The 22,646-nt window shown below is 74.6% G+C and carries 22 protein-coding genes; 16 read left to right on the forward strand and 6 right to left on the reverse strand.

Translation table 11 applies throughout. The features are described from left to right. Positions 1-209 precede the first annotated feature (209 nt). Together J2S66_RS04975 and J2S66_RS04980 are read left to right on the forward strand one after the other, a co-directional pair. The gene (locus J2S66_RS04975; RefSeq protein ID WP_310304295.1) at positions 210-1,583 is read left to right on the forward strand and encodes a DUF2254 domain-containing protein; all 1,374 of its coding nucleotides are present in this window, start codon (positions 210-212) and stop codon (positions 1,581-1,583) included. Positions 1,584-1,904: 321 nt separating this feature from the next. Then, complete coding sequence (locus tag J2S66_RS04980) at positions 1,905-2,765, forward strand: glycosyltransferase family 2 protein (protein WP_310304297.1); 861 nt, start codon at positions 1,905-1,907, stop codon at positions 2,763-2,765. Between the two features lie 58 nt (positions 2,766-2,823). Here J2S66_RS04980 and J2S66_RS04985 read toward each other — a convergent pair whose 3' ends face one another. From J2S66_RS04985 to J2S66_RS04995, 3 genes are all read right to left on the reverse strand, one after another. Continuing rightward, entirely contained in the window at positions 2,824-3,186 is a 363-nt protein-coding gene (locus J2S66_RS04985) for a hypothetical protein (protein WP_310304299.1), read from the reverse strand. 209 nt (positions 3,187-3,395) lie between these two features. After that, positions 3,396-4,202, reverse strand: a complete 807-nt coding sequence (locus tag J2S66_RS04990) for an HD domain-containing protein (protein WP_310304301.1) — start codon at positions 4,200-4,202, stop codon at positions 3,396-3,398. 87 nt (positions 4,203-4,289) lie between these two features. Beyond that, positions 4,290-5,270 (reverse strand): Acg family FMN-binding oxidoreductase, encoded by a 981-nt coding sequence (locus J2S66_RS04995; protein WP_310304303.1) that lies wholly within the window; start codon positions 5,268-5,270, stop codon positions 4,290-4,292. Positions 5,271-5,461: 191 nt separating this feature from the next. Between J2S66_RS04995 and J2S66_RS05000 the strand changes: the two genes are divergently transcribed. Next, complete coding sequence (locus tag J2S66_RS05000) at positions 5,462-7,150, forward strand: sensor histidine kinase (protein WP_310304305.1); 1,689 nt, start codon at positions 5,462-5,464, stop codon at positions 7,148-7,150. A gap of 11 nt (positions 7,151-7,161) precedes the next feature. On the opposite strand, the gene J2S66_RS05005 is transcribed toward J2S66_RS05000, so the two are convergent. Next, a complete protein-coding gene (locus J2S66_RS05005; RefSeq protein WP_310304307.1) occupies positions 7,162-7,815 on the reverse strand; it encodes a response regulator transcription factor in 654 nt (217 codons plus the stop codon). 208 nt (positions 7,816-8,023) lie between these two features. Between J2S66_RS05005 and J2S66_RS05010 the strand changes: the two genes are divergently transcribed. Further along, on the forward strand, positions 8,024-8,599 hold the full coding sequence (locus J2S66_RS05010) for a CBS domain-containing protein (RefSeq protein WP_310304309.1): 576 nt from the start codon (positions 8,024-8,026) through the stop codon (positions 8,597-8,599). Positions 8,600-8,739: 140 nt separating this feature from the next. Here J2S66_RS05010 and J2S66_RS05015 read toward each other — a convergent pair whose 3' ends face one another. Then, complete coding sequence (locus tag J2S66_RS05015) at positions 8,740-9,429, reverse strand: universal stress protein (RefSeq protein ID WP_310304311.1); 690 nt, start codon at positions 9,427-9,429, stop codon at positions 8,740-8,742. 125 nt (positions 9,430-9,554) lie between these two features. On the opposite strand from J2S66_RS05015, the gene J2S66_RS05020 reads away from it, so the two are divergent. From J2S66_RS05020 to J2S66_RS05050, 7 genes are all read left to right on the forward strand, one after another. Continuing rightward, positions 9,555-10,133 carry a CBS domain-containing protein gene (locus J2S66_RS05020; RefSeq protein ID WP_310304313.1) on the forward strand — a complete coding sequence of 193 codons (579 nt, stop codon included), beginning with the start codon at positions 9,555-9,557 and terminating at the stop codon, positions 10,131-10,133. A 116-nt stretch (positions 10,134-10,249) separates the two neighbouring features. Then, positions 10,250-10,738, forward strand: a complete 489-nt coding sequence (locus J2S66_RS05025) for a universal stress protein (protein WP_310304315.1) — start codon at positions 10,250-10,252, stop codon at positions 10,736-10,738. Continuing rightward, a complete protein-coding gene (locus tag J2S66_RS05030; RefSeq protein WP_310304319.1) occupies positions 10,735-13,341 on the forward strand; it encodes a bifunctional acetate--CoA ligase family protein/GNAT family N-acetyltransferase in 2,607 nt (868 codons plus the stop codon). The genes J2S66_RS05025 and J2S66_RS05030 overlap by 4 nt, the downstream gene beginning before the upstream one ends. Then, positions 13,338-13,763 carry an OsmC family protein gene (locus J2S66_RS05035; RefSeq protein WP_310304320.1) on the forward strand — a complete coding sequence of 142 codons (426 nt, stop codon included), beginning with the start codon at positions 13,338-13,340 and terminating at the stop codon, positions 13,761-13,763. Before J2S66_RS05030 ends, J2S66_RS05035 begins: the two co-directional genes overlap by 4 nt. Continuing rightward, positions 13,760-14,230, forward strand: a complete 471-nt coding sequence (locus J2S66_RS05040; protein ID WP_310304322.1) for a universal stress protein — start codon at positions 13,760-13,762, stop codon at positions 14,228-14,230. The genes J2S66_RS05035 and J2S66_RS05040 overlap by 4 nt, the downstream gene beginning before the upstream one ends. After that, positions 14,227-14,850 carry a CBS domain-containing protein gene (locus J2S66_RS05045; protein ID WP_310304323.1) on the forward strand — a complete coding sequence of 208 codons (624 nt, stop codon included), beginning with the start codon at positions 14,227-14,229 and terminating at the stop codon, positions 14,848-14,850. Before J2S66_RS05040 ends, J2S66_RS05045 begins: the two co-directional genes overlap by 4 nt. A 374-nt stretch (positions 14,851-15,224) precedes the next feature. Beyond that, entirely contained in the window at positions 15,225-15,431 is a 207-nt protein-coding gene (locus J2S66_RS05050) for a PLDc N-terminal domain-containing protein (protein WP_310304325.1), read from the forward strand. Between the two features lie 138 nt (positions 15,432-15,569). Here J2S66_RS05050 and J2S66_RS05055 read toward each other — a convergent pair whose 3' ends face one another. Beyond that, the gene (locus J2S66_RS05055; protein ID WP_374726188.1) at positions 15,570-16,565 is read right to left on the reverse strand and encodes an Acg family FMN-binding oxidoreductase; all 996 of its coding nucleotides are present in this window, start codon (positions 16,563-16,565) and stop codon (positions 15,570-15,572) included. Positions 16,566-16,744: 179 nt separating this feature from the next. On the opposite strand from J2S66_RS05055, the gene J2S66_RS05060 reads away from it, so the two are divergent. Genes J2S66_RS05060 through J2S66_RS05080 form a run of 5 tightly spaced genes read left to right on the forward strand, consistent with a single transcriptional unit; the run spans position 16,745 to position 22,594 of the window. Then, positions 16,745-17,173 carry a hypothetical protein gene (locus J2S66_RS05060; RefSeq protein ID WP_310304328.1) on the forward strand — a complete coding sequence of 143 codons (429 nt, stop codon included), beginning with the start codon at positions 16,745-16,747 and terminating at the stop codon, positions 17,171-17,173. Beyond that, complete coding sequence (locus tag J2S66_RS05065) at positions 17,170-18,525, forward strand: DUF4389 domain-containing protein (RefSeq protein ID WP_310304330.1); 1,356 nt, start codon at positions 17,170-17,172, stop codon at positions 18,523-18,525. Before J2S66_RS05060 ends, J2S66_RS05065 begins: the two co-directional genes overlap by 4 nt. After that, positions 18,518-19,201 carry a CBS domain-containing protein gene (locus tag J2S66_RS05070; RefSeq protein WP_310304332.1) on the forward strand — a complete coding sequence of 228 codons (684 nt, stop codon included), beginning with the start codon at positions 18,518-18,520 and terminating at the stop codon, positions 19,199-19,201. The genes J2S66_RS05065 and J2S66_RS05070 overlap by 8 nt, the downstream gene beginning before the upstream one ends. A gap of 1 nt (position 19,202) precedes the next feature. Beyond that, positions 19,203-21,734, forward strand: coding sequence for a cation-translocating P-type ATPase (locus J2S66_RS05075; RefSeq protein ID WP_310304334.1), 2,532 nt, complete (start codon positions 19,203-19,205; stop codon positions 21,732-21,734). Beyond that, positions 21,731-22,594, forward strand: coding sequence for a universal stress protein (locus tag J2S66_RS05080; protein WP_310304336.1), 864 nt, complete (start codon positions 21,731-21,733; stop codon positions 22,592-22,594). Before J2S66_RS05075 ends, J2S66_RS05080 begins: the two co-directional genes overlap by 4 nt. The last annotated feature ends 52 nt before the right edge of the window (positions 22,595-22,646 follow it).

Below are 22,646 nucleotides of genomic sequence, written 5' to 3' on the forward strand. Positions count from 1 at the left end.
CTCCTCCCGACCGCGCCGAACCTGGACGTGCGGTGGGGGACCTCGGCGGGTGACGACGCCCAGCCGCGATGCCACTGGGCACGACCAGGGGCGAGCGGACTGTCTTCCGCTCGCTGCACCCTCCACAGTGGCACACGCCGTCGTCGTCGTCCACCAAGGGACACCTCCGCGGCGGTGCCGGCCGTGTCTCGGGCGGGCCGGTGGCGTAGGTGTTCCCGCTTCGGGTAGCTGACAGCACGTCCACGAACAGCGCCGAGCAGCGCAACGCGGAACGGTCGAGGACGCCGCTGTGGCTGTGGCCCGGTGTCGGTGGCGTCGTGGGCCTCGTCGGCGCGCTGGTGTCGGTGCCCGTGCGCCTGGACCGGCCACACCCGCTCGCCTGGCTCGGGTGGCCCGGCGGCCTGGACTCCGCGACAGCCTTCCTGCAAGCCCTGGCCACCTCGGTGATCACGGTCACCGGCCTGACGTTCACGCTGATCATCGTCGCCCTGCAGTTGGCCTCCCAGCAGTTCTCGCCCCGCCTGCTGCGCGAGTTCACGCACGACCGCGTGTTCAAGGCGGTGCTCGCCGTCCTGGTGGCCGCCTTCGTGTTCGCCGTCACGGCACTGCGCCACGTCGGGCACGACGGCTCGGTCCCGGACTTGACGCTGTTGATCGCGTTCGGCGCGAGCCTGGCGGTCCTGGCCGCCATCCTGGGCTTCATCGCCCACATCGCACGCGTGCTGCGCGTCGACACGATGATGCGGGCCGTCCACGACGAGACCGACCGGGCGATCGAGGAGTTCTGCCCCCGGTACGGCGACTCTCGTCCCCGCTCGCCCGAGGAGTTGGACGTCGACGGCGAGGGCGGGTCGGTGTGCGCCGTTTCCAGTGGCTTCGTGAGGTTCGTGGACGTGGACCGCCTGCTCCGCACCGCCGCGGCGTCGGACGTCCTGATCCGACTCGACGTGCGTCCCGGCGACCACGTCGTGCGCGGCACACCGCTCGCGTCCGCCTGGAGCCGCGAGGGGGGTCCCGTCGAGCTCGCGGACGTGGAGGCCGGCGTGCGGGAGGGCGTCGTGCTCGACTACGAGCGCACGATGGAGCAGGACGCGGCGTTCGGGTTCCGGCAGCTCGTCGACATCGCGGTCAAGGCGCTGTCGCCGGGCATCAACGACCCGGTCACCGCCATCCACGCCGTCGGGCACCTCTCCGACCTGGCGGTGAAGGTCGCCGGCAGGCGGCTCGGCGGCACCCTCCACGAGGACCACCGGGGCGTGGGGCGGCTCGTGGTCCCCGACCGGGACATCACCTACTACCTGGACCTCGTGTGCGGTCAGGTCCGCCGGTACGGCCGACACGAGCCCACCGTGCTGAACGCCCTGCTCCGGATGCTGCGCGACGTCGCCACCGCCACCCGCGACGACGAGCAGCGCGCCGCCGTCGACGTCCAGGTGGACCTCATCACCGCCGAGGTGTCCTCATCGTTGAGCCGGTACGACGTCGACGCCGTGGAGGACATGGCCCGCCGGGGCCGACAGGCCCTGACCGGCGACGTCCGGGCCGCCTACCACGACCGCAGCGGGGAGACGCGCTCCAGCTGAACACCGGTCTCCTCCCGGGGCGGCCGGTCGCGTCGCGGGCGACCGGAGCGGGTGGTCGACCTGCTCGGCACCCGAGGGGCGCACGGCCGCGCTCACTCGGCGGGCGCGCCCATCGGCGGGGTGCCCGGCGTGCCCATCACGTCTTCTGCGCGTCGTCGGTGCGTGGTCGCCGCGGGGGCGTCGGGTGCGCCGCGCCGGGCGCCCGACCGGACGGGCTCACCTGTTCGTCCGGGTGGTTCACGGGCGATGCCGAGGCCCCAGCCGCACCGGGGGTCCGCCACCGACCGGTCGTGTGGGCGCGGGCGCCGCGGGTACCACCCGGTGGTGACCGAGACGACGGTGGTGATCGCCACGCGTGATCGCGTGGAGGAGTTGGTGCGCACGTTGGGGCACTTGCGCCGGTTGTCGGCGCCGGTGATCGTGGTCGACAACGGTTCGTCCGACGACACGGTGGCGCGGGTGCGCCGGGACTTCCCCCAGGTCCGGGTGCTGGCGTTGGGGCACAACGTCGGCGCGTCGGCGCGCAACCGCGGCGTGCGGGCGGCGGACACCCCGTACGTGGCGTTCTGCGACGACGACTCCTGGTGGGCGCCGGGCGCGCTGGACAGGGCCGAGGAGCTGTTCCGCGGGCACCCCGGACTGGGGCTGGTCGCCGCGCGGGTCGTGGTCGAACCCGAGGGCCGGGAGGACCCCGTGTGCGCGGAGATGGCCTCCTCCCCGCTGGGCCGCGGCGACGACCTGCCCGGCCCGCGCGTGCTGGGGTTCATCTGCTGCGCCTCGATCGTGCGCAGGGAGGCGTTCCTCCGGGTGGGGGGCTTCAACCCGGTGCTGTTCTTCCCCGGCGAGGAGCGGCTGTTCTCGTGGGACATGGCCGCGGCGGGGTGGGCGTGCTGCTACGTCGACGAGTTGGTGGCCCACCACCGACCGTCCACGAGCCGGGGGCCCTCGGCGGCGCGGCGGCGGGCGGAGATGCGCAACGACCTGCTCACCACCTGGCTGCGCCGACCGGTCGGGGTGGGGCTGGCCGAGGCGGTGGCGTTGGCCAGGCGCGGAGCGGGGGACGGGGTCGCGTGGGCGGCGCTGGGGGCGGCGGCGTTGAAGCTGCCCGCTGTGCTCGGGCAACGGCGCCTGCTGCCCGCCGACGTCGAGCGACAGGTCCGCCTGCTCACCCGACCCGCTTGACCCCCGCCACCCGTCGTCCGATCCGGCTGTGCGACGAGGTCGAACCCCGCGACGTGGTTCACCCGGACAACTCCACGTAGTCGGCCGCGTCGTTGTGGTGGAGGCTCGGCTTCCACTCGTTGGGCCAGATGTACTCCCCGGACGAGGGGTACTGCGAATCGCGCAGCACCAGGCTCCTGCCCGGGTAGCCGGACCAACTCCTGAACGAGGAAGCCTTGTCCTTCATGTAGTCGGGGAAGTACACGGTTCCCCAGTGCAGTGGCCACTCGAAGCAGTCGCCCTGATAGGAGATGTCGGTGAACACCTGCCCGTAGCCGGGGGTCCCGTAGTTGTAGCAGTTCCCGCCCGCGCCGGCGTCGGGAGTGGACACGAGGAGGCTGACCAGGACCACCCCCGTGGTCACCAGGGCTCTGTCGCGCATTCTCCTGATCACGGGTGGGACCTCCTCGCCGGTTCGGAAGTGCGGCCACGAACACCGAACGCGTCACCGGTCGCGGAGTCCCGCCCGCGTGCGCGCGAATCGCCGATCGGGAATGTCGGCACCGACCGACCGGGGTGCTCCGACAACGCTATACCCGGTCAGGTGGCCCGGGAGAGCCGGATGGGTCCTCCGCGCCCGCGCGACGGCGATCAGTCGGGGAACGGCGCCGCGAGCACCACGTCCTCGACCGTCGGCACCGCGAAGCCCGGGATGTGGCGGCGACCCACCTCCGCGAACGGGTGCGTGAAGTACGCCGTGGGCTTGCGGCGGCACTGGTCGACCATCGTGTCGACGGTGTCGCGCTTGAACCCCGTCCGCGGGTGGGCGGCGACCACCGCGGCCACGTCGTCGGGGTCCAGCGCCTCCAGTCCGCGTCCACCGACGTCGACCCCGGCGCCGGCGGCCACCGCGGCGATCTCCGGGCGCTTGCGGGCCGCGATGGTGGCGTTGGTGTGCAGCGCGATCGCGTCCCACACCACGTCGACGCGATCGGCCGCCATGCCGCGTTCCCGCAGGAAGCGGCGGGCGGCGTCGGCGCCGTCCAGTTCGAAGCGCTCCGTCGGGGTGCTGAAGCGCTCGACGAGGCCGAGGTCGTGCAGCACGCTGCCGATGAACAGCAGTTCGCGGTCGTAGCGGGCGCCGGCGCGTTCCAGCAGCAGGACGCCGAAGTGGTAGGACCGCATGACGTGGTTGAACAGGACCGCCGAGGATTCGTCCCGGGCGAACCGCATCGCCTGGCGGGCCAGGGCCGTGTCCGGGAGCCGGAGCCCGGTGGCGGGGTGGCGGGCCTTGGGGGCCGAGGCCGCGGCGGTACCGCCCCGCGTCGCCGCGGCCGTGCCGAGCACGCCCGCTCCGACCGCGAGGCGTGCGCCCGACTCCAGCAGCGCCCGCCGTCCGATGTGCCCGCCGGTGTCCGGCCGGATTCCCACGCCGTCTTCGGCGGAAGTGTCGTCCATGCCCCGATGCTATGGACGGTGGCAGCGGCCAGGGGAGTGGCTGGATCGCCACGTGGCGACGGATTCGCGCCACGGCGACGGGGACGCTCAGGACCGGGACGAGCAGGGTTCGAGGAGCAGGTCGGTGACGTCGCGGCGCGGGGTGGCCGGGACGTGGGTCCCGTAGCCGATGCGGAGGACGGTCTGGGGTGTGAGGTGTCCGCCGAGTGCGCGGCGGAGTCGGTGGCGCAGGTGGGGGACTTCGGTGGGTTGGGAGAGGAAGGAGGCGGACAGGCCGAGGGTGGTGGCGGTGAGCAGGACTCGTTGGAGCGCCTGGCCGGCGTGCAGGTCGTGCAGCGGCCCGTCGTGGAAGGAGCACAGGACGGTGAGGAGGGGGTCGGGCTCGTAGTCCTTGCCGGGGGTGCGCGGGGTGGCGTGGAAGTCGCGCAGCGCCCATTCGTCCTGTGGTTCGGGGCGGATGCCGGCGGAGGCCGGGGGGATGCCGTCGGTGGTGCGGGGGCCGGTGCGGGCGGTGAGTTCGGCGCGGATGGCGGGGTCGCGGGCCTGGAGCCGGTGGGCTTCGGCGACGAGGCCCTGGAGGTGGGCGCGTTCGGCGCGGTCGGTGACGACGTGCAGCCAGGAGCGTTCGCGTTCGGCGGCGCGGACGAGGGCGTGGCGGTGCGCGACGGGGACCGGTGCGTGGTGGAAGGGCTTGCGGTTGGAGCGGCGCCGGGGCACGGCGCGGATGAGTGCGCGCGTCTCGTCGTCGACGTCGCGGTGTCCGCCCCAGCGGACGACGGCCAGCGCGCCGGGGGCGTCGGCTCCCGGGAGCAGGGTGACGAGGGGGCGGATGCCGCGGGCGCGCAGGCCCAGGCGGAGGTTGAACAGGGCGGCGCCGCAGGCCAGGCGCAGTTCGCGCTGGTCGGGGTCGGTCGCGGGCAGCGCGCGTTCGAGGTCCGGGTGCAGTTCGATGCGGTCGTGGTGCAGGCGGAACCGCCAGGGTTGGGTGTTGTGCACGGACGGCGCCGCCGCCGCCGTGCGCAGCACGCCTTCGACCTCGTCCGGTGTCAGTCCGAAGACCTCGTCCATCACGTTCACCCCAACCACATCACCCGATCGAACCAACACCTCCACTGTCCGGACCGTGAACCGGACGGCACACGGACGAAAGGCCTCAATCGGCAGGGACGTCGGGGCGGGCTGTCGCGGCACGAGGTGATGACCCCGACACGGTCGTGACCCCCTTGGCCACCGTGCCCGTGTCGTGGAATCTTGTGGCCATGGTCGATTCGAACCACGAACTGCCGCACCGCCTGCTCGGCGGCCTGCGCTTGGACGAGCTGCTCGACGAGATGCGCGAGCGGTTGACGGAGATCGGGTCGACCCGGGACAAGATGCAGGGCCTGCTGGACGCGGTGCTGGCGGTCGGTGCCGGGGTGGAGCTGGACTCGACGTTGCAGCGGATCGTGCAGGCGGCGGTCGGGCTGGTGGGTGCCCGCTACGGCGCGCTGGGGGTGCTGGGCACCCGCGAGAACCTGTCGGAGTTCGTCTACGTCGGCATCGACCCGGAGGCCCGGTCGCGGATGGGGCACCTGCCGGAGGGCAAGGGCCTGCTCGGACTGCTGATCAAGGACCCGCGGGCGATCCGGCTGCACGACCTCTCCGAGCACCCGGCGTCGGTGGGCTTCCCCGCCAACCACCCGCCGATGCACAGCTTCCTGGGCGTGCCGGTGCGGGTCCGCGACGAGGTGTTCGGCAACCTCTACATGACCGAGAAGATCGACGGTGGGGATTTCACCGCCGACGACGAGGTGGTGCTGACCGCGCTGGCCGCGGCGGCGGGCGTGGCGGTGGAGAACGCCCGCCTGTTCGAGCGGACGCGGTTGCGCGAGCGGTGGCTGGAGGCCACCGCCGAGGTCAACTCCGAGCTGCTCGGCGGCGCGTCGAGGGACGACGCGCTGCGCCTGATCGCCCAGCGCATCCGCGAGCTGTCACAGGCGACGACGTCGCTGATCGTGCTGGTCGAGGACGGGCCGCAGCAGCGGCTGAAGGTCGCGGCCGGGGTGGGTGACCAGGTCGCGGGACTGGTCGGCGGGCCGTTCCCGGGGACGGGGACGTTCCTGGAGCAGGTGCTGAGCACGGCCGCGCCGATGCTCATCGACGACCTGGAAGGCACGCTGGGGGAGGTGACCGCCGACGTCGGCCCCGGCGTGGCGGTGCCGCTGCGGACGGGGGCGGCCGTGACCGGTGTGCTGCTGGTCGCGCGGGACAAGGGCGGCGCGCGGTTCGGCGCGGACCAGGTGCCGCTCCTGGCGTCCTTCGCGGACCAGGCGGCGGTGGCGCTGGAGTTCGCCGAGAACCAGCGGGCACGACGCCTGGTCGACCTGCTGGAGGACCGCGACCGCATCGCCCGCGACCTGCACGACCACGTCATCCAACGCCTCTTCGCCACCGGCATGAGCCTGCAGGGCGCCGTGGGCTCGATCCGCGAACCGCGGGCGCGCGAACGCGTGCAGAAGGCCGTGGTCCAGCTGGACGAGACGGTGCTGGAGATCCGCACCTCGATCTTCGACCTCCAGGCCGCGGAGGACGTCCCCGGTGTGCGCCGGCGCCTGTTGGACCTGGTCGCGGAGTTGACCGAGGACGTCGCGGTCACCCCGACGGTGCGGATGAGCGGGACGGTGGACAACTCGGTGCCCGACCACGTCGCCGAGCACGCCGAGGCGGTCGTGCGCGAGGCGGTGAGCAACGTGGTGCGCCACGCCCGCGCGGCGGGGTTCGTCCTCACCGTCGAGGCGGGTGACCACCTCACCATCAGCGTCGTCGACGACGGGGTCGGGATGCCCGAGCAGGTGGCGCGCAGCGGTCTGCGCAACCTCGAACAGCGCGCCGTGGACCTGGGCGGCACGTGCACGGCCGTCGCCGAACCCGGCGGCGGCACCCGTCTGACCTGGCGGGTGCCGCTGTAGTCGTCGGCGGGTCACTCCTCGTTCGAGGGGGCGGGTTTGCGCAGCCTGGTGGCGAGCACGGCGGCCTGGGTGCGGCGTTCGAGGCCGAGTTTGGCGAGGAGGTGGGAGACGTAGTTCTTGACGGTCTTCTCGGCGAGGAACATCTTCTCGGCGATCTGCTTGTTGGTGAGGCCTTCGCCGATGTGGTCGAACACGGTGCGTTCCTGCTCGGTGAGCGAGCGGGTGGGGTCGCCCTGGTCGCGTTCGCGGCGGATGCGGTCCAGCAGGGCGGCGGTGGAGCGGGCGTCGAGCAGTGACCCGCCGGCGGCGACGGTGCGCACGGCGTTCTGCAGGTCGTGGCCCACGATGCGCTTGAGGACGAACCCGGAGGCGCCGGCCATGATGGCGTCGAAGAGGGCTTCGTCGTCGGTGAACGAGGTCAGCATCAGGCACTTGAGCTCCGGCAGCCGGGAGCGCAGTTCGCGGCACAGCTCGATGCCGTTGCCGTCGGGCAGTCGCACGTCGAGCACGGCGACGTCCGCGCCGCTGCCCGGCACCCGCGCCAACGCCTCGGCCACCGACCCGGCCTCGCCGACCACCTCCAGGTCGTCGTCGCTGTTGAGCAGCTCACGGACACCGACCCGGACGACCTCGTGGTCGTCCACCAAGAACACGCGCGCCACCACTTCGATCCTTTCCTCCGCCTGCTTCCAGGGTCCCCGGACGAGAGCACCCGACACAGGGTCCAAAGACCCTGCCGCGACGCGCTCAAGGTCCCGCGCCGCCGGTCCGCTCGCGCAGCCCGCCACTCCCGGGGTCCCTGGTCGATGGGGACCAACGACCGCGTCGCGAAACCGGGCGGCTGCCTAGCGTCGGTGGTGGAGGAGGTGCGCCATGAGGGCTCACGACATCATGACCAGCCCCGTCATCACCGTGACGGCGGACGTGCCGATCCGCGAGGCGGCGGCACTGGCGGTTTGTCACGGCTTCACCGCGCTGCCCGTCGTCGACGGCGGTCGGCTGGTCGCCATCGTCACCGAAGCCGACCTGCTGCGCGGCCGGTTCGCCGCCGACGGGTCCGCCGACGCGCCCGTGCGGGAGGTGATGAGCACCCCGGTCTACGGGATGGACCCCGACGCGCCCGCCGCGCTCCTGGCGCGTGCGATGGTCGAGCACGGGGTCCGCTGCGTCCCGATCGTGGAGGACGCGCGCCTGGTCGGCGTGGTGACCCGCCGCGACCTGGTGCGCGCCCTGGCCCGCACCGACGACGCGATCGCCGCCGACGTGCGCGAGCGCCTGGACGCCTACGGCGGGCCCGGCAGCTGGTCGGTGTCCGTGCACGACGGCCGGGTCGTCCTGCGCTCGCCGTTCGTCGACGAGCGGTCCTCGCGGGTCGTCGCGGCGCTGGCGGAAGCCGTGCCCGGCGTGATGACCGCCCTGGTGACATCGGAGCCGGAGGTGAGCCTGTGACGAGTGCCCCGGTCGTGGTCGGCGCGGCCTGCTCGCCGGTCGGCGAGCAGGCCGTCACCTCGCGGAGGCGTCCCCGCGCGGCGCCCCGCCGCCCGCGGTGATCGCGTGGACGAGCGGCGGCGGGTCCTCGCCGACCGCGTTCACCCGCGGCGGGCCGTCCTGCGGACCAAGCCGAGCCGGAGCCGCTTCCGGGCCATGTGGAGCAGGCCCTGCACCAGGGCCAGCACGCACCCGACCGCCGCCCACAGGAACGTCACCTCCGCCACCCCCGTGGCGACCGCGCGCCGCCGCGCCTTCACCGACGTGCCCATGCCGACCTCCTTCGAACGTCCCCGCCGTGCCTGACCGTGCTCGGGCGTGCGAGCCGCCGACCCGCACCGGCGGGGTTCGCGGCCGGCCACCCGCGGAGCGGGCGGCACGACCACGACCGGGCAAGGCGCGTGCCGCAGGCAGCGCGCCGCGACACCGCCCGGCAGCGCCTCGGCCGGGTGGTGCCGCCGGCTGCCGATGACGAGCAGGTCCGCCTGCCGGGCGGCTCGCAGGAGCACCGCGTCGGTGTCGCCGACCACCGTCGCCTCGCTGACCGGTGGCGCGCCGGGCACCGAGGCGCGGACGTCTTCCACGACCGCGTGCAGTTCACGTGCCGGGTGTCGGCGACGGTGGTCGCCGGCGTGCGGGTGCACGCCCGTCGCGGTGGCGGCCGCGGACTCCGGCTCGTGCAGCCACGCCATCGTCGCCTCGACGGCCTCGCCCGTGCGCGCCGCCCGCGTCAACGTCCAGCGCAGCGCCTCGCGGCTCGGGGCCGACCCGTCCACACCCACCACGATCACGGCGTCCTCCGATCCTCGCCCCCAGCGTGCGGCGGCACCGGGGCGAAGGGCAGGGGCCAACGTCACCGGCGCGGCAGGACCATCAGCACTGACCGGGGTGGTGCGAGGAGCGGACCGTGCGAGGCATGAACACCGCAGATGTGATGACGCGCCCCGTCCACACGGTCGAACCCACCGCCACCGTGCGCGCCGCCTGCGCGCTGCTGGTCGACCACGGCTTCTCCGCCCTGCCCGTCGTCGGGCCCGGCGGCGTGCTGGTCGGCATCGTCTCCGGCTCGGACCTCCTGGTGGCGAACCTGGAGCGAGGGGCCGCCACGGTCGCCCAGGTCATGACCGACTCCGTGATCAGCGCGCCGCTCACCGCCACCCTCAGCGAGCTGGCGAGCGCGATGCTGGGCCACCGGCTCCACTGCCTGCCGGTGGTCGACGCGAGGGGGCGCGTGGTGGGCGTGGTCGGCCGGGGCGACCTGCTGCGCGTGCTGACCCCCGACGACGACGTCCTGGCCGGCCGCGTCAACCGGCTGTTGACCGCCTACAGCCGCACTTCCCGGTGGAGCGCCGAGGTGGCGGGCGGGAACGTGGTGGTCGCCGGGCCGTTCGCCGACGAGGCCGAGCGCCGGGTCGTGACCGCCCTCGTGCGCACGATCCCCGGGGTGACCGGTGTGGAGCTGCGACCGGTCGTCACGACCGATCGCACCGACTGACCGCCCGGCCGGTCCCGGCGGTTCAGGGCCCAAAGTCCCGACCGGCGGGTGACCGCCGCACCTGACCCCGGTCGTCGCCGCTCGGAAAGCTTGAGGTGAGCACCCGAGGAGGAGTGATGGACGACAGGATCGTGGTGGGCGTGGACGGATCGCCTTCCAGCCTGACCGCGCTGCGGTGGGCTGTCGACGAGGCGAAGTTGCGCGGTGCGGTGGTCGAGGCCGTCCTGGCCTGGCACGTGGAGTACAGCATGGTCATCGGGCCGATGTCCGCCGCCGTGGCCGCCGGGATGGACCGGGACACGCTGCGCGAGGACAGCCGGGCCCTGCTGGAGGAGCTCGTCGGCGGGACCGGTGGCGACGTCCGCGCGGTCCTGGCCGAGGGCGACGCCCGTGACGTGCTGGTCCGGGCGTCGCGGGACGCGGCGCTCCTCGTGGTCGGCAGCCGGGGCGCGGGTCCGATCCGCGGGGTCCTGCTGGGCTCGGTCAGCTCCTACTGCGCGCACCACGCGCACTGCCCGGTGGTCGTCATCCGCGAGCCGGGGCGCACGGCGCCGTCCGAGCCGGTGGAGCACAAACCGGTCATCACCCCCGGGCCGCTGCTGTGACCGCGCCCCCGGTCGACCGCGCGCTGCTGGCGGACGGGTCGGTGGTGGCGCTGCGCGAGCTGGGCCCGGCGGACGCCGACGCCCTGCTCGCACTGCACCGCGGCCTGTCCCCGGACGACCGCTACCTGCGGTTCTTCGGCGCTTCGCCCCGACTCCTGGAGGACTTCGTCGCCCGCCTCACCTCGCCCGACCAACCCGGGCACGTCGTGCTCGGCGCGTTCGTCGCCGAGGTGCTGGTCGGCGCGGCGAGCTACGCCCTGCTCGACGGCGACACCGCGGAGGTGGCGCTGGTCGTCGCCCACGACCGGCAGTCGCACGGCGTGGGCACGCTGATGCTGGAGCACCTGGTGTCGCTGGCCAGGGCGCGCGGTGTGCGGCGCTTCCGCGCCGACGTGCTGACCGCCAACGCGAAGATGCTGCGCGTGTTCGCCGACCTCGGCCTGACGTGGACGTCCACGGCGGAGTACGGCGAGGTGCGCGTCGACCTCGGCCTCGACCCCGGTGAGCGCTACCTGGAAGCGGTCGCCGACCGCGAGCTGGCCGCCGACGTGGCGAGCCTGCGCGCCGTGCTCGCGCCGTCCTCGGTCGTGGTGGTGGGCGCGGGCCGCAAGCGCTCCTCGGTCGGCAACGCCGTGCTGTACAACCTCGTCTTCGGCGGCTACCCGGGGACGCTGTACGCCGTCAACCCGCACACCGACCAGGTGCTGGGTGTCGCCTCCCACCGCTCGGTGGCCGACCTGCCGCAGGCGCCGGACCTGGCGGTCGTGTGCGTGCCCGCCGCCGCCGTGCCGCAGGTCGCCGAGGACTGCGGTCGACGCGGGGTGAGGGCACTGGTCGTGATCACCTCGGGAGTGGACCGGGACCTGCTGCTCGACGTGGTGCGGCGACACGGCATGCGCCTGGTCGGCCCCAACTGCGTCGGCGTGTCCGGCACCGATCCCGACGTCCGGATGAACGCCACCTTCATGGCCGGCCGCCTCACCGCGGGCGACATCGGCGTGGTCACCCAGTCCGGTGGCGTCGCGATCGCCGTGGTCGAACGGCTGCGCGCGCTCGGCCTGGGCACCACCGAACTGGTGTCGACCGGCGACAAGTACGACGTGAGCGGCAACGACCTGCTGCTGTGGTGGGAGCGCGACGAGCGCACCCGCGCCGTGGTGCTGTACCTGGAATCGTTCGGCAACCCGCGCAAGTTCTCCCGGCTGGCCCGTCGGGTCGCCGCGCGCAAGCCGGTGCTGGCCGTGCGCGCCGCGAGCAGCGAGGCCGGGCAGCGCGCCGCCGCCTCCCACACCGCCTCCACCGCCACCCCGGCCGTCACCCGCGACGCGCTGTTCCGGCAGGCCGGCGTGACCGCCGTGGACGGTGTCGCGGAACTGGTCGAGGTGCTGGCCGCGCTGCACGCCACGCCGCTGCCGGCCGGCCGCCGGGTCGCCGTGCTGTCCAACGCGGGCGGGCTGGGTGTGCTCGCCGCCGACGCCTGCGCCCGCCACGGCCTGACCATCGCCGACCTGGGGGTCGACACCGTGGACGCGGTGCGGGCACTGCTGCCCGGTACCGCCAGTGCGCACAACCCGGTCGACACCACGGCCGCCGTGGACGAGCGCACGTTCGGCCACTGCCTGGACCTGGTGGCGGCCGACCCCGCCGTGGACGCGGTCATCGCGGTCACCGTGCCCACCGCCGTGGCCGACCCCGCCGGCGGTGTGCACCGCACCGCCAAGACCGTGCTGGCGGTGAGCGGCGACCAGGACGCCTCGGTCTCGCTCACCGCGGACGGCATCGCCGTCTACGCCGACCCCGCGCGGGCCGCCACCGCGCTGGCCGCGCTGGCCGAGCGCGGCGAGTGGCTGCGCCGACCCGCGCCGGAGCTCCCGGAGCCGTCCGGCGCGGACCTGGCCGAGGCCCGCGCGGTCATCGCCGGCCAGGAGGGGTGGCTGTCGCCCGACCGGGTGGTCCGGCTGCTCACGGCGTTCGGGCTGCCGGTGCTCGGCGGCGCGCTCGTCCGGGACGCCGGGTCGGCGGTCGCCGCCCAGCGGTCCTTCGACGCGCCCGTGGCGCTCAAGGCCGTGGCCGACGACCTGCTGCACAAGAGCGAGGGCGGCGGGGTCCTGCTCGACCTCGCCGGGGAGGACGCGGTGACCCGCGGTTTCGAGGCGCTGCGCGACCGGTTCGGCGACCGCCTGACCGGCGTGTTCGTCCAGCCGATGGCCCGGCGAGGGCGCGAGCTGCTCGTCGGCGTGGTCACCGATCCGCAGTTCGGGCCGCTGGTGGTGACCGGTCTCGGCGGCGTCGACACCGACCTGCTCGACGACCGCGCCGCCGCGCTGGCCCCGCTGTCGGAAGCCGACCTGGACGACCTGCTGCACGGCTTCCGCGCCGCGCCCAAGGTGTTCCGCGACCACGACGAGGCGGTCGTGCGCGACGTGCTGCGCCGCGTGTTGCGCCTGGCCGAGCTGCTGCCCGAGGTCGCCGAACTCGACCTCAACCCCCTGGTCCTCACCGAGGACGACGTGATCGCCGTGGACGCGCGCGTGCACGTGGCGCCCGCCGAACCGGTGGACCCGTTCCTGCGCAGGCTGCGCGACCCGAGGAGGACGCCATGAGCAACGCCACGAAGACCGCGCAGGTCTCGGTCGCCTTCGCGGGCGGCGAGGAGTACGTCGTCGCGATGCGCGGCCACCTGGTGCCCACCGACCAGCCGCCGGCCGACGGGGGCGCCGACGCCGGGCCCAGCCCGGTCGAGCTGCTGGTCGGGTCGATGGCGACGTGCACCGCCTTCTACGCGGGCCGGTTCCTCGACCGCCACGGGCTGCCCCGCGCAGGCCTGCGCGTGACCGCCGACTACCGGATGGGCGCCGACCCCCAGCGACGCGTCACCGACGTGCGGTTGGACGTCACCGTGCCCGCCGGACTGCCCGAGAGCCGCAAGACCGCCCTGCTGGCCGTCCTCCAGCACTGCACCGTGCACAACACCCTCCGGCACCCGCCGGAGATCATCATCGAACTCGACGAGGTGGAGTCATGAACACCGGTCCGATCGTCGTCGGCATCGACGGCACCCCCGCGGGCGAACGCGCGCTGCGGTGGGCGATGGACGAGGCGGTGCGGCGGCAGGTCCCGCTGCACGTGGTCAACGCCTACCAGTACGAGCCCCTGGCCGACTGGACGATGTCCACCGAGCAGGACGCCCGCGCCCGCTCGGAGGCGCTGATCGAGGACGCGGTGCGCGCGGCCTCGGTGGGGCGGCTGGAACTGCCGGAGGTCGTGCGGCTGCCGGTGCGCGGTCCGGCCGCCGAGGCGCTGGAGGAACTGGCGCGGGGCGCGGTGATGCTGGTCGTCGCCTCGCACAGCGGGAGCAGGCTCCGGCAGGTGGTGCTGGGCAGCACCAGCGTGCACTGCGTGCGGCACGCCACCGTGCCGGTCGTCGTGCTCCCCGCGGGGGGAGCCGGTCGCGTCGACGAGGCGCTCGTCACCGAGGAGGCCGTGCGATGAGGGTTCGCGACGTGATGACCCGTGACGTGGTCACCGTGACGCCGGAGACGCCCGTGCGCGACGCGTGCGCCCTGCTGGCCGAACGCGGGTTCACCATGCTGCCCGTGGTCGACCGGAGCGGCACGCTGCTCGGGGTCGTCACGGAGGCCGACGCCCTGCGCGACCGGCTGCCGATCGATCCCCGCACGCTCGTGCACGGCGAGCCCCGCCGCGGCCGGTCCCTGCCGCGGCGGACGGTCGCCGAGGTGATGGGCGAACCCCCGGTGGGCACCGCGCCCGGCACGGACGTGGCCGACGTGGCCCGGCGGATGCTGGAGCACGGCGTGCGCAGCGCCCCGGTCGTGGACGGCAAGCGCCTCGTCGGCGTCATCACCCGCCGCGACATGCTGCGCGCGGTCAGCCGTGACGACCGCACGCTCGAAGCGGAGGTCCGGCACCGGCTCGGCCTGTACGCCGACCCCCACCGCTGGACGGTCCGCGTGGTCGACGGCCGGGTGTCGATCCAGGACGAGCTGGACGACGAACGCGACCGGCACGTCGCCGCGGTGCTCGCGGGCGCCGTGGCCGGCGTGGTGGACGTGACCTTCCCGGAGGCCGAGCGCGCCGCCGGCCGTCGCTGAGCGCGAGGCCGTGCCGCACGACACGCCGGTGGACGAGGTCGTGCTCCTCGCGGGGACCGATCCCGACACCGGCTCGTCGGGTGTGGTGGGGGGACTGATCCGGGAATCACGGGGCGGACCCGCCGAGCCCACCGCTCCTGGTGGGCGTCCGCGGTGGCCTCGGCGTTGACGGGCGTGCCGTCGACGTCCAGCGAGGCGTGCGCGACGACCGATCGCGGTCCGTCCGTGGTCAACCGGACCCGGGCGAAGAGGACGTCGGCGGGGGCGTACTCGGCGGTGTCGGCGACCTGATCGGGTGACAGTGACCGAAGGTCACGCTCGATGGAACCTCCGGTCCCTCATCATCGCGGAGCGTCCGGCGCAGAATCGGTGCCATGACGAAGTGGAGTGGACTGCCCCGCGGCCGACGACGTGCCATCGCGGCCCTGGCGGCCGTGCAGGTCGGCTTGGCCGCGGCGGCGTGGACGGACCTGGCCCGTCGACCCGCCTCGGCCGTCAACGGCCCGAAAGGACGGTGGGCGCTGATCATCGGCATCAACTTCATCGGCCCGGCGGCCTGGTTCCGCTGGGGGAGGAGGTGACCACCGGGCCGGTTCGGCGTTCGGCGGGTCCCTCGACGGTGGCCGGGCGCGGCGAAGTCCGCGCCCGGCCACCGTCCGCGCGGTGCCGGTCCCGACGGCGCGCCGCACGTGCTCGGCCCGGCGCGCCACCGGGGTGCCTCACGCGTTCTCCAGCTCCTCGACGACGTTCCCGAGCGGGCGTCGCGGGGTGGGCGGGAGCGGCTCGGCGCCGAACGCGGCCCAGCCGACGCGCAGCACGATCCGGGGCGACAGCAGGCCGTCGAGCACCTCGTCGCGCACCCGGTCCCGCGTGGTGGCGACTTCGAGCGGCTGGCTCAGCGGGCACGTCGCCAGGCCGGCGCAGGTGGCCTCCAGCAGCACGGCGCTCATCGCCTCGCCGGCGCGCAGCGTCGAGAGGCGGTCCTCCGAGGCGGCGGCCAGCACCAGCAGGAGCGCGCCGTCCTCCTCCCACTCGCCGGACGGCTCGTCGAACAGCTCACCGCCGGGGAACTCGCGCAGCTGGACGTCCCCGTGCCGCGGGAGCCCGGCGGGTGCGCTGACGGCCGGCACGCCCTCGGCGTCCGCGTGCCGGCCGCTCCACGTGCTCAGCTCCCACCGGTACCCGGGGTCCGCGGCCTGCCACGCGGCGGCCTGCCCGGTGGCGACGGCCAGCGCGGAGCGGGGGTGTGAGCCGGTGACCCGGCACAGGACCGCGTCCTCCGCGGCGGCCCGCTCCTCCAGCAGCGCCGTCACCGTGTCGGGCACCCGCCACGAGGAGTAGTGGCGGCGGTCGGTGCGGCGGCGCGGGATCGCCGCGGCCAGGGCGATCTCGGCCTCGGTCGGTTCGTGCCGGGCGAATTCCACGGCGGCCAGGTGGTCCGGCTCGGCGGGGTTGGGCAACCGGTGCACGATGGCCCGCCAGCCCAGGCCGGCCAGGGCGATGCGCAGGTGGTGCAGCGCCGCGCCGCAGCTGAGCAGCAGGTCCGTGCCCGTGGGGTCGGTGGCGGGAAGCCGACGTGACGCGTCGGCGTACAGGTGCGCGCTCCGGTCGCCGACGCGCCACCGCCAGGGCTGCGTGTTGTGCACCGACGGTGCGCGGCACGCCAGTGCCACCGCCGCGTCGATGGTCTTCCGGTCCGGTTGGCGGGGCTCCACCCGACTCACCTCCACCGCTCTCGATCCGTTCACGCCACCGACGGTGCACCGCCTCCGCGGCGGATCGCAGGGTCGGAGGTCCCGACCCGCCGGGGACCGTCGCAGCGACCAACGACTCTGTGTCGCAGACCCGGCCGCGACGAGGCTGGAAGCACCGGACCAGCCGAGGAGGTCGGACAGTGGACACCAAGCCCGCAGCGCGTCCTGCCCACGGCGACTTCCCCGGGCACGACCCGCTCGCACGCTTCGGCGACCGCGTCGAGGACGTCGTCGCCGTGGCGTCCCTGGCGGTGACGCTGCTCGGCCTGCCGGTCGCGGCCGTCATCGGCTCGGAGGCGCACGTGCGGGCCGCGCTGTCCGAGCAGCGGGTGCGTCCGCGACAGCGGACCGCGACCGCGCCGTCGGAGGACCCGCTCGTGCCCGCACCGCTCACCGCGGAAGGCGTGGTCGTCGGCGTGGTGGCCGTGGTGACCGGCGCTGGGCTCGCCCTGGGCGGCGCCGCGGCCCTGTGCTGCGTCCTGGTCCGGTCGGCCCGGCACCGACTCCGGCCCCACCGCCGGCACGTCGAGCGGGAAGCCGTCGAACCGCAGTGGAGGAGGTCGGCATGACCACGTACCCGGTGCGCGTGAACGCGCACGTCGATCCGGTGCTCAACCGGTGGTTGTGGCTGGTCAAGTGGTTGTTGGTGATCCCGCACTACGTCGTGCTCGCCTTCCTCTGGCCGGCGTTCGCGGTGGTCGGCCTGGTGGCGTTCGTCGCGATCCTGGTGACCGGCCGCTACCCGCGCCCGCTGTTCGACTTCGCCCTCGGCGTCCTGCGCTGGACGTGGCGGGTCGCCTACTACTCGTTCGGCGCGCTGGCGACCGACCGGTACCCGCCGTTCAGCCTCGGCGAGGAACCCGACTACCCGGCGACGCTCGACATCGCCTATCCGGAGCGGCTCTCGCGCGGGCTGGTGCTGGTCAAGTGGCTGCTGGCCCTGCCGCACCTGGTCATCGTGGGGATCTTCCTCGGCGGTGGCGGCTACCTGGTGTCCAAGGCCGACGAGTGGGCGTTGAGCCCGGCCGGCGGGCTGGTGGGCCTGTTCACCCTCATCGCCGGTGTGGTGCTGCTGTTCACCGGCCGCTACCCGCGCGGCGTGTTCGACTTCGTGCTGGGCATGGACCGCTGGGCGCTGCGCGTGGCGGCCTACGTCGGCCTGATGACCGACGCCTACCCGCCCTTCCGCCTCGACACCGGCGGCGACGAACCCGGCACCACGGTCCTGGACGCCCCCGCGCCCCCGACCGACCCCGACCGCGGCACCGCCGCGCGCGTGGTCCCCGCCGTGCTCGGGGTGCTCCTGCTGCTGGCCGGCGTCGGCACCTCGGCGGCGGGCGCGCTCGGGCTGTGGGTCGACACCACGCAGCGCGACGCGACCGGCGCCATCACCACGCCCGTCGAGCACCTGCACGCCGACGGCTACGCGCTGGAGCTCGGCACGGCCGAGATGAACTGGACCGACGCCGGCCGGCTGGTCGGCGAGGACTGGCTCGGCCGGCTCGGCATCCGGGTCGACCACGACGCGTTCGTGGGCATCGGCCCGACCCCGGCCGTCGAGCGCTACCTCGCCGGGGTGGAGCGCGACCGCGTCAAGGGCTTCGGCGACCAGGCCCTCTACCAGCACAGCACCGGCACCGCCCCCGCCACCGCGCCGCACCACCAGGACTTCTGGGTCGCCTCCGGCTACGGCGGGCTGACCTGGGTCGCGCAGCCGGGCGACTGGACCGCCGTGGTGATGAACCCCGACGGCTCGCGAGTCGTGGACACCGACGTGGCGGCCACCGCGACCCTGCCCGCGCTGACCCCGGTCGCCTGGTCGCTGCTGGGTGCCGGTGTGGCTCTGTTGTTCCTCGGCGGCGGGCTGGTCCTGTTCGCCGCCACCCGACCCACCCGAACCCGTGGAGAGAGCCATGCGTGAACTCACCGTCGCCTCGCTGATGACCCGCGAGGTGGTCACCGCCGAACCCACCACCCCGTTCAAGGACCTCGTCGCCCGGCTCACCGAGGGCGCGTTCAGCGCCCTGCCGGTGGTGGACGCCGACGGCCGCCCGGTCGGCGTGGTGTCCGAGGCCGACCTGATCCCCAAGGAGGAGTACCGGGGCGGCACCGAGGACGCGCCCTCGCTGTTCGCCGGCCGCGACACCCGGCACCGGTGGCAGCAGGCGCACGGCACCACCGCGGCCGACGTGATGTCCTCGCCCGTGATCACCGCCGGCCCCGACGAGGCCGCGAGCGCCGCCGCGCACCGGCTCGCGGTGGAGGGCGTGCGGCGGTTGTTCGTCGTGGACGCGGACGGCCGCCTGGCGGGCGTCCTGTCGCGCCGCGACCTGCTGCGCGTGTTCCTGCGCACCGACGCCCAGATCGAGCGGCAGGTCGCCACGCAGGTGTTGCAGCGCACGCTGTGGCTGGAGCCGACCGCCGTGGACGTCGCGGTCGCCGACGGCGTGGTGACCCTGACCGGTCGCCTCGAGCGGCGCAGCGAGGCGGAGATCGCCGTCCGGCTCACCAGGTCCCTGCCCGGCGTCGTCGCCGTCGTCGACGAACTGACCCACAGCTGGGACGACACGGACGCCGGGTACCGGGTCGGTGGCTGACGTGGCCACGTCCACGGGTCTCGCGGCGGGCGGCCTCACGTCGACCGAGGCCGCCCGCCGCCTCCGCCGCGACGGGCCGAACGCGCTGCCGGCAGGACGCGGGCCGCATCCCGGCACGCTGCTGCTCAAGCAGTTCGTCCACGTCTTCGCCCTGCTGCTGTGGGTGGCGGCGGCCCTGGCGTGGGTGGCGGGGATGCCCGAGCTGTCGATCGCCATCGCGCTGGTCGTCGTGCTCAACGGCGGGTTCGCGTTCGCCCAGGAGTACCGGGCCGACCGCGCCGCGCAGCGGCTGCGCGACCTGATGCCCGCCCGCGCCACCGTCCGCCGCGACGGCAAGCCCGTCGTCGTCGACGCCGCCGAGCTGGTGGTCGGCGACGAGGTCCTGCTCACCGGCGGTGACCGGGTCTCCGCCGACGCGCGGGTCATCACCGTCGCCGCGCTCGCCGTGGACGAGTCGATGCTCACCGGTGAGAGCGTGCCCGTCCGGCCGGCGGACGGCGATGCCGTGCGCGCCGGCACGTACGTGTCCGAGGGTGAGGCGACCGTCGTGGTCACCGCCACCGGTGGGCGCACCCAGCTCGCCGGCATCGCCACCCTCACCCGCGAGGCGCACCCGCCCACGAGCCCGCTCGCGCTGCGGCTGCACCGGGTGGTCACCGTGGTCGGCGCGATCGCCGTCGTGGTCGGCGTCGCGTTCTACGGGGTCGCCCTGCTGATCGGCCTGGACGCCACCGAGGGCTTCCTGTTCGCGGTCGGCGTCACCGTCGCGCTCGTGCCCGAGGGCCTGCTGCCGACCGTGACCCTGTCGCTGGCCCGCGCCGCGCAGGCGATGGCACGCCGCAACGCCCTGGTGCGGCGGCTGGACGCGGTCGAGACGCTGGGCGCGACGACGTTCATCTGCACCGACAAGACCGGCACCCTGACCCGCAACGAGATGTCCGCGGTCGCCGTGTGGACGCCGGCCGGCGAGGCCGCGGTCACCGGCCGGGGGTACGAGCCCGCCGGTGAGGTCACCGGTGCGCCCGACGCACTCACCGCCGTGCGCACCCTCGCCGTCAGCGCGCTGCGCTGCACGCCCACCGCCCACGTCGACCACCGCGACGGCCGTTGGCTGCCGGTCGGTGACCCGATGGAGGTCGCGCTGCACGTGCTGGCGGCGCGCGCCGGGGTCGAGTCGGCGGTCGGCGGCGGGCTGCGGCACCCGTTCGACCCGCGCCGCCGCCGTTCGTCCGTGGTGGACGGCGACGGCGTGCACGTGATGGGCGCACCGGACTCGGTCCTGCCGCTGTGCGCGCCGGAACCCGGCGCCGTCGACGCCGTCGCGGAGCTGGGGGAGCGGGGTCTGCGGGTGATCGCGATCGCCTGGCGACCCGGCGCCGGCGACACCCCGGAGGTCGCCGAGCGCGACCTCCGGCTGCGGGGCCTGGTGGCGTTGCAGGACCCGCCGCGCGACGACGTGGCCGATGCCGTCCGCCGCTGCCGCACCGCGGGCATCAAGCTCGCGATGATCACCGGTGACCACCCCGCCACCGCTCGCGCCATCGCCGCCCAGGTGGGTCTGCTCGGACCGGACCGGCTCGTGGTCGAGGGCGCGGACCTGCCCGCCGACGACGCGGCCCTCGGCGGGTTGCTGGACCGCGACGGCGTCGTGGTCGCCCGCGTCACCCCCGAGGACAAGCTGCGCATCGCCCGGGCCCTGCAACACCGCGGGCACGTCGTGGCGATGACAGGCGACGGCGTCAACGACGGACCCGCCCTGCGCGCCGCCGACATCGGTGTGGCGATGGGCGCCTCGGGCACCGACGTGGCCCGTGAGGCCGCGGACCTGGTGCTGCTCGACGACCACTTCGGCACCATCGTGGCCGCCGTGGAGCTGGGGCGGGCGACGTTCGCCAACATCCGCCGGTTCCTGACCTACCACCTGACCGACAACGTCGCGGAGCTGACGCCGTTCGCGCTGTGGGCGCTCTCGGGCGGCTCGTTCCCGCTGGCGCTGAGCGTGTTGCAGGTGCTGGCGCTGGACATCGGCACGGACCTGCTGCCCGCGCTCGCGCTGGGCGCCGAACCGCCCAGCCGCCGCACCATGGACGGCCCGGCCCGCACCGGCGGGCTCATCGACCGCTCGGTGCTGCGTCGCGCGTTCGGCGTCCTGGGGCCCGCCGAGGCGCTGGTGTCGATGGCGGCGTTCGCGATCGTGCTGCACGTCGGCGGCTGGGACCTCGACGACCCGGTGCTGCTCGCCACCGCGTCGGGCACCGCGTTCACCGCGATCGTGCTGGGCCAACTGGCCAACGCCTTCGCCTGCCGCAGCGCCACCCACCCGGTCACCACGTGGCGCGGCAACCGACTGCTGCTCGGCGCGATCGCCTTCGAGGTCGTCGTGCTGTTCCTGTTCCTGTACCTGCCGCCGCTGCCGCACCTGCTGGGCGGGAACCCGCCCAGCGCGTTGGGGTGGGCCCTGGCCGCGGCGACCATCCCCGTCGTCCTGCTGGTGGACGCGGGCGCGAAGTCGATGAGGAGGCGTTCGAAGTGACCGGACTCGTGGTGGTCGGGATCGACGGTTCCGCAGCCGCGCTCGACGCGGTGCGGTGGGCCGCGGCGGAGGCGCGCGGGCGCGCGGTGCCGCTGCGCGTCGTGCACGCCGAACTGCGGCTGCCCGCGGACGCGCCCGACCTGGAGGGACGCGCCCGCAAGGCGCTGCACGCCCAAGCGTGGCAGTGGCTCCACCAGGCCGCGGACGTGGCGCGCGCGGTCGACCCGGACCTGCCGGTCAACCTCCACGTCGAGGTCGCCGACCCGGTGCCGCTGCTGCTCGCCGAATCCGTGGACGCGGCTCTCGTCGTCGTCGGCTCGCGGGGGCTCGGCGGGTTCACCGCCCTGCTGCTGGGCTCCACGGCCATCGCCCTCACCTCCCGGGGCGGCTGCCCGGTCGTCGTCGTGCGCGGCGAGCAGCGCGACGGACCCGTCGTGGTCGGCGTGCACGACGACGACCCGGCCGTGCTGTCCCACGCCTTCGAACAGGCCGCCGCGCGCGGGGTGCCGCTGATCGCGGTGCGGGCCTCGCACACGCCGTCCGGGGCGTTCACCGACGCCCTGGCCGAGACGCTGGGCATCCACGTGGAGGACCACGACGCCGCGCGCGGCGGCAGGCTCGCGGCCCTCCTCGCCCCGTGGCGGACGAAGTACCCGGACGTCCACCTGGACCTGGCCATCGCGCACGGCAGCCCCGCCCGCGTCCTCCTGGAGCACGCCGAGGGCGCCTCGCTGCTGGTGGTCGGCTGCCACGGTCGCAGCCCGCTGACCGGCTACGTCCTGGGCTCCACCGGCCACGCCCTGATCCACCACGCGCCCTGCCCGGTCCTGGTGGTGCGCGAAGGCGGTGAGGACCGGTGACCCGGACGTCGGGGAACGGCACGGGAACTCCCGGCGAACCCGGCGCGAAGGC

This window comes from Saccharothrix longispora (assembly GCF_031455225.1).
GTDB lineage: Bacteria > Actinomycetota > Actinomycetes > Mycobacteriales > Pseudonocardiaceae > Actinosynnema > Actinosynnema longispora.

Excerpts from the sequence above, each read along its gene's own strand:
- J2S66_RS04995 (WP_310304303.1), bottom strand. The coding sequence starts at position 5,270 with ATGGACGAGGTCTTCGGACTGACACCGGACGAGGTCGAAGGCGTGCTG.
- J2S66_RS05050 (WP_310304325.1), top strand. The coding sequence starts at position 15,225 with ATGACGAAGTGGAGTGGACTGCCCCGCGGCCGACGACGTGCCATCGCG.
- J2S66_RS05040 (WP_310304322.1), top strand. The coding sequence starts at position 13,760 with ATGAACACCGGTCCGATCGTCGTCGGCATCGACGGCACCCCCGCGGGC.
- J2S66_RS05045 (WP_310304323.1), top strand. The coding sequence starts at position 14,227 with ATGAGGGTTCGCGACGTGATGACCCGTGACGTGGTCACCGTGACGCCG.
- J2S66_RS05010 (WP_310304309.1), top strand. The coding sequence starts at position 8,024 with ATGAGGGCTCACGACATCATGACCAGCCCCGTCATCACCGTGACGGCG.
- J2S66_RS05020 (WP_310304313.1), top strand. The coding sequence starts at position 9,555 with ATGAACACCGCAGATGTGATGACGCGCCCCGTCCACACGGTCGAACCC.
- J2S66_RS05025 (WP_310304315.1), top strand. The coding sequence starts at position 10,250 with ATGGACGACAGGATCGTGGTGGGCGTGGACGGATCGCCTTCCAGCCTG.
- J2S66_RS05065 (WP_310304330.1), top strand. The coding sequence starts at position 17,170 with ATGACCACGTACCCGGTGCGCGTGAACGCGCACGTCGATCCGGTGCTC.
- J2S66_RS04990 (WP_310304301.1), bottom strand. The coding sequence starts at position 4,202 with ATGGACGACACTTCCGCCGAAGACGGCGTGGGAATCCGGCCGGACACC.
- J2S66_RS05000 (WP_310304305.1), top strand. The coding sequence starts at position 5,462 with ATGGTCGATTCGAACCACGAACTGCCGCACCGCCTGCTCGGCGGCCTG.
- J2S66_RS05035 (WP_310304320.1), top strand. The coding sequence starts at position 13,338 with ATGAGCAACGCCACGAAGACCGCGCAGGTCTCGGTCGCCTTCGCGGGC.
- J2S66_RS05070 (WP_310304332.1), top strand. The coding sequence starts at position 18,518 with ATGCGTGAACTCACCGTCGCCTCGCTGATGACCCGCGAGGTGGTCACC.
- J2S66_RS04985 (WP_310304299.1), bottom strand. The coding sequence starts at position 3,186 with ATGCGCGACAGAGCCCTGGTGACCACGGGGGTGGTCCTGGTCAGCCTC.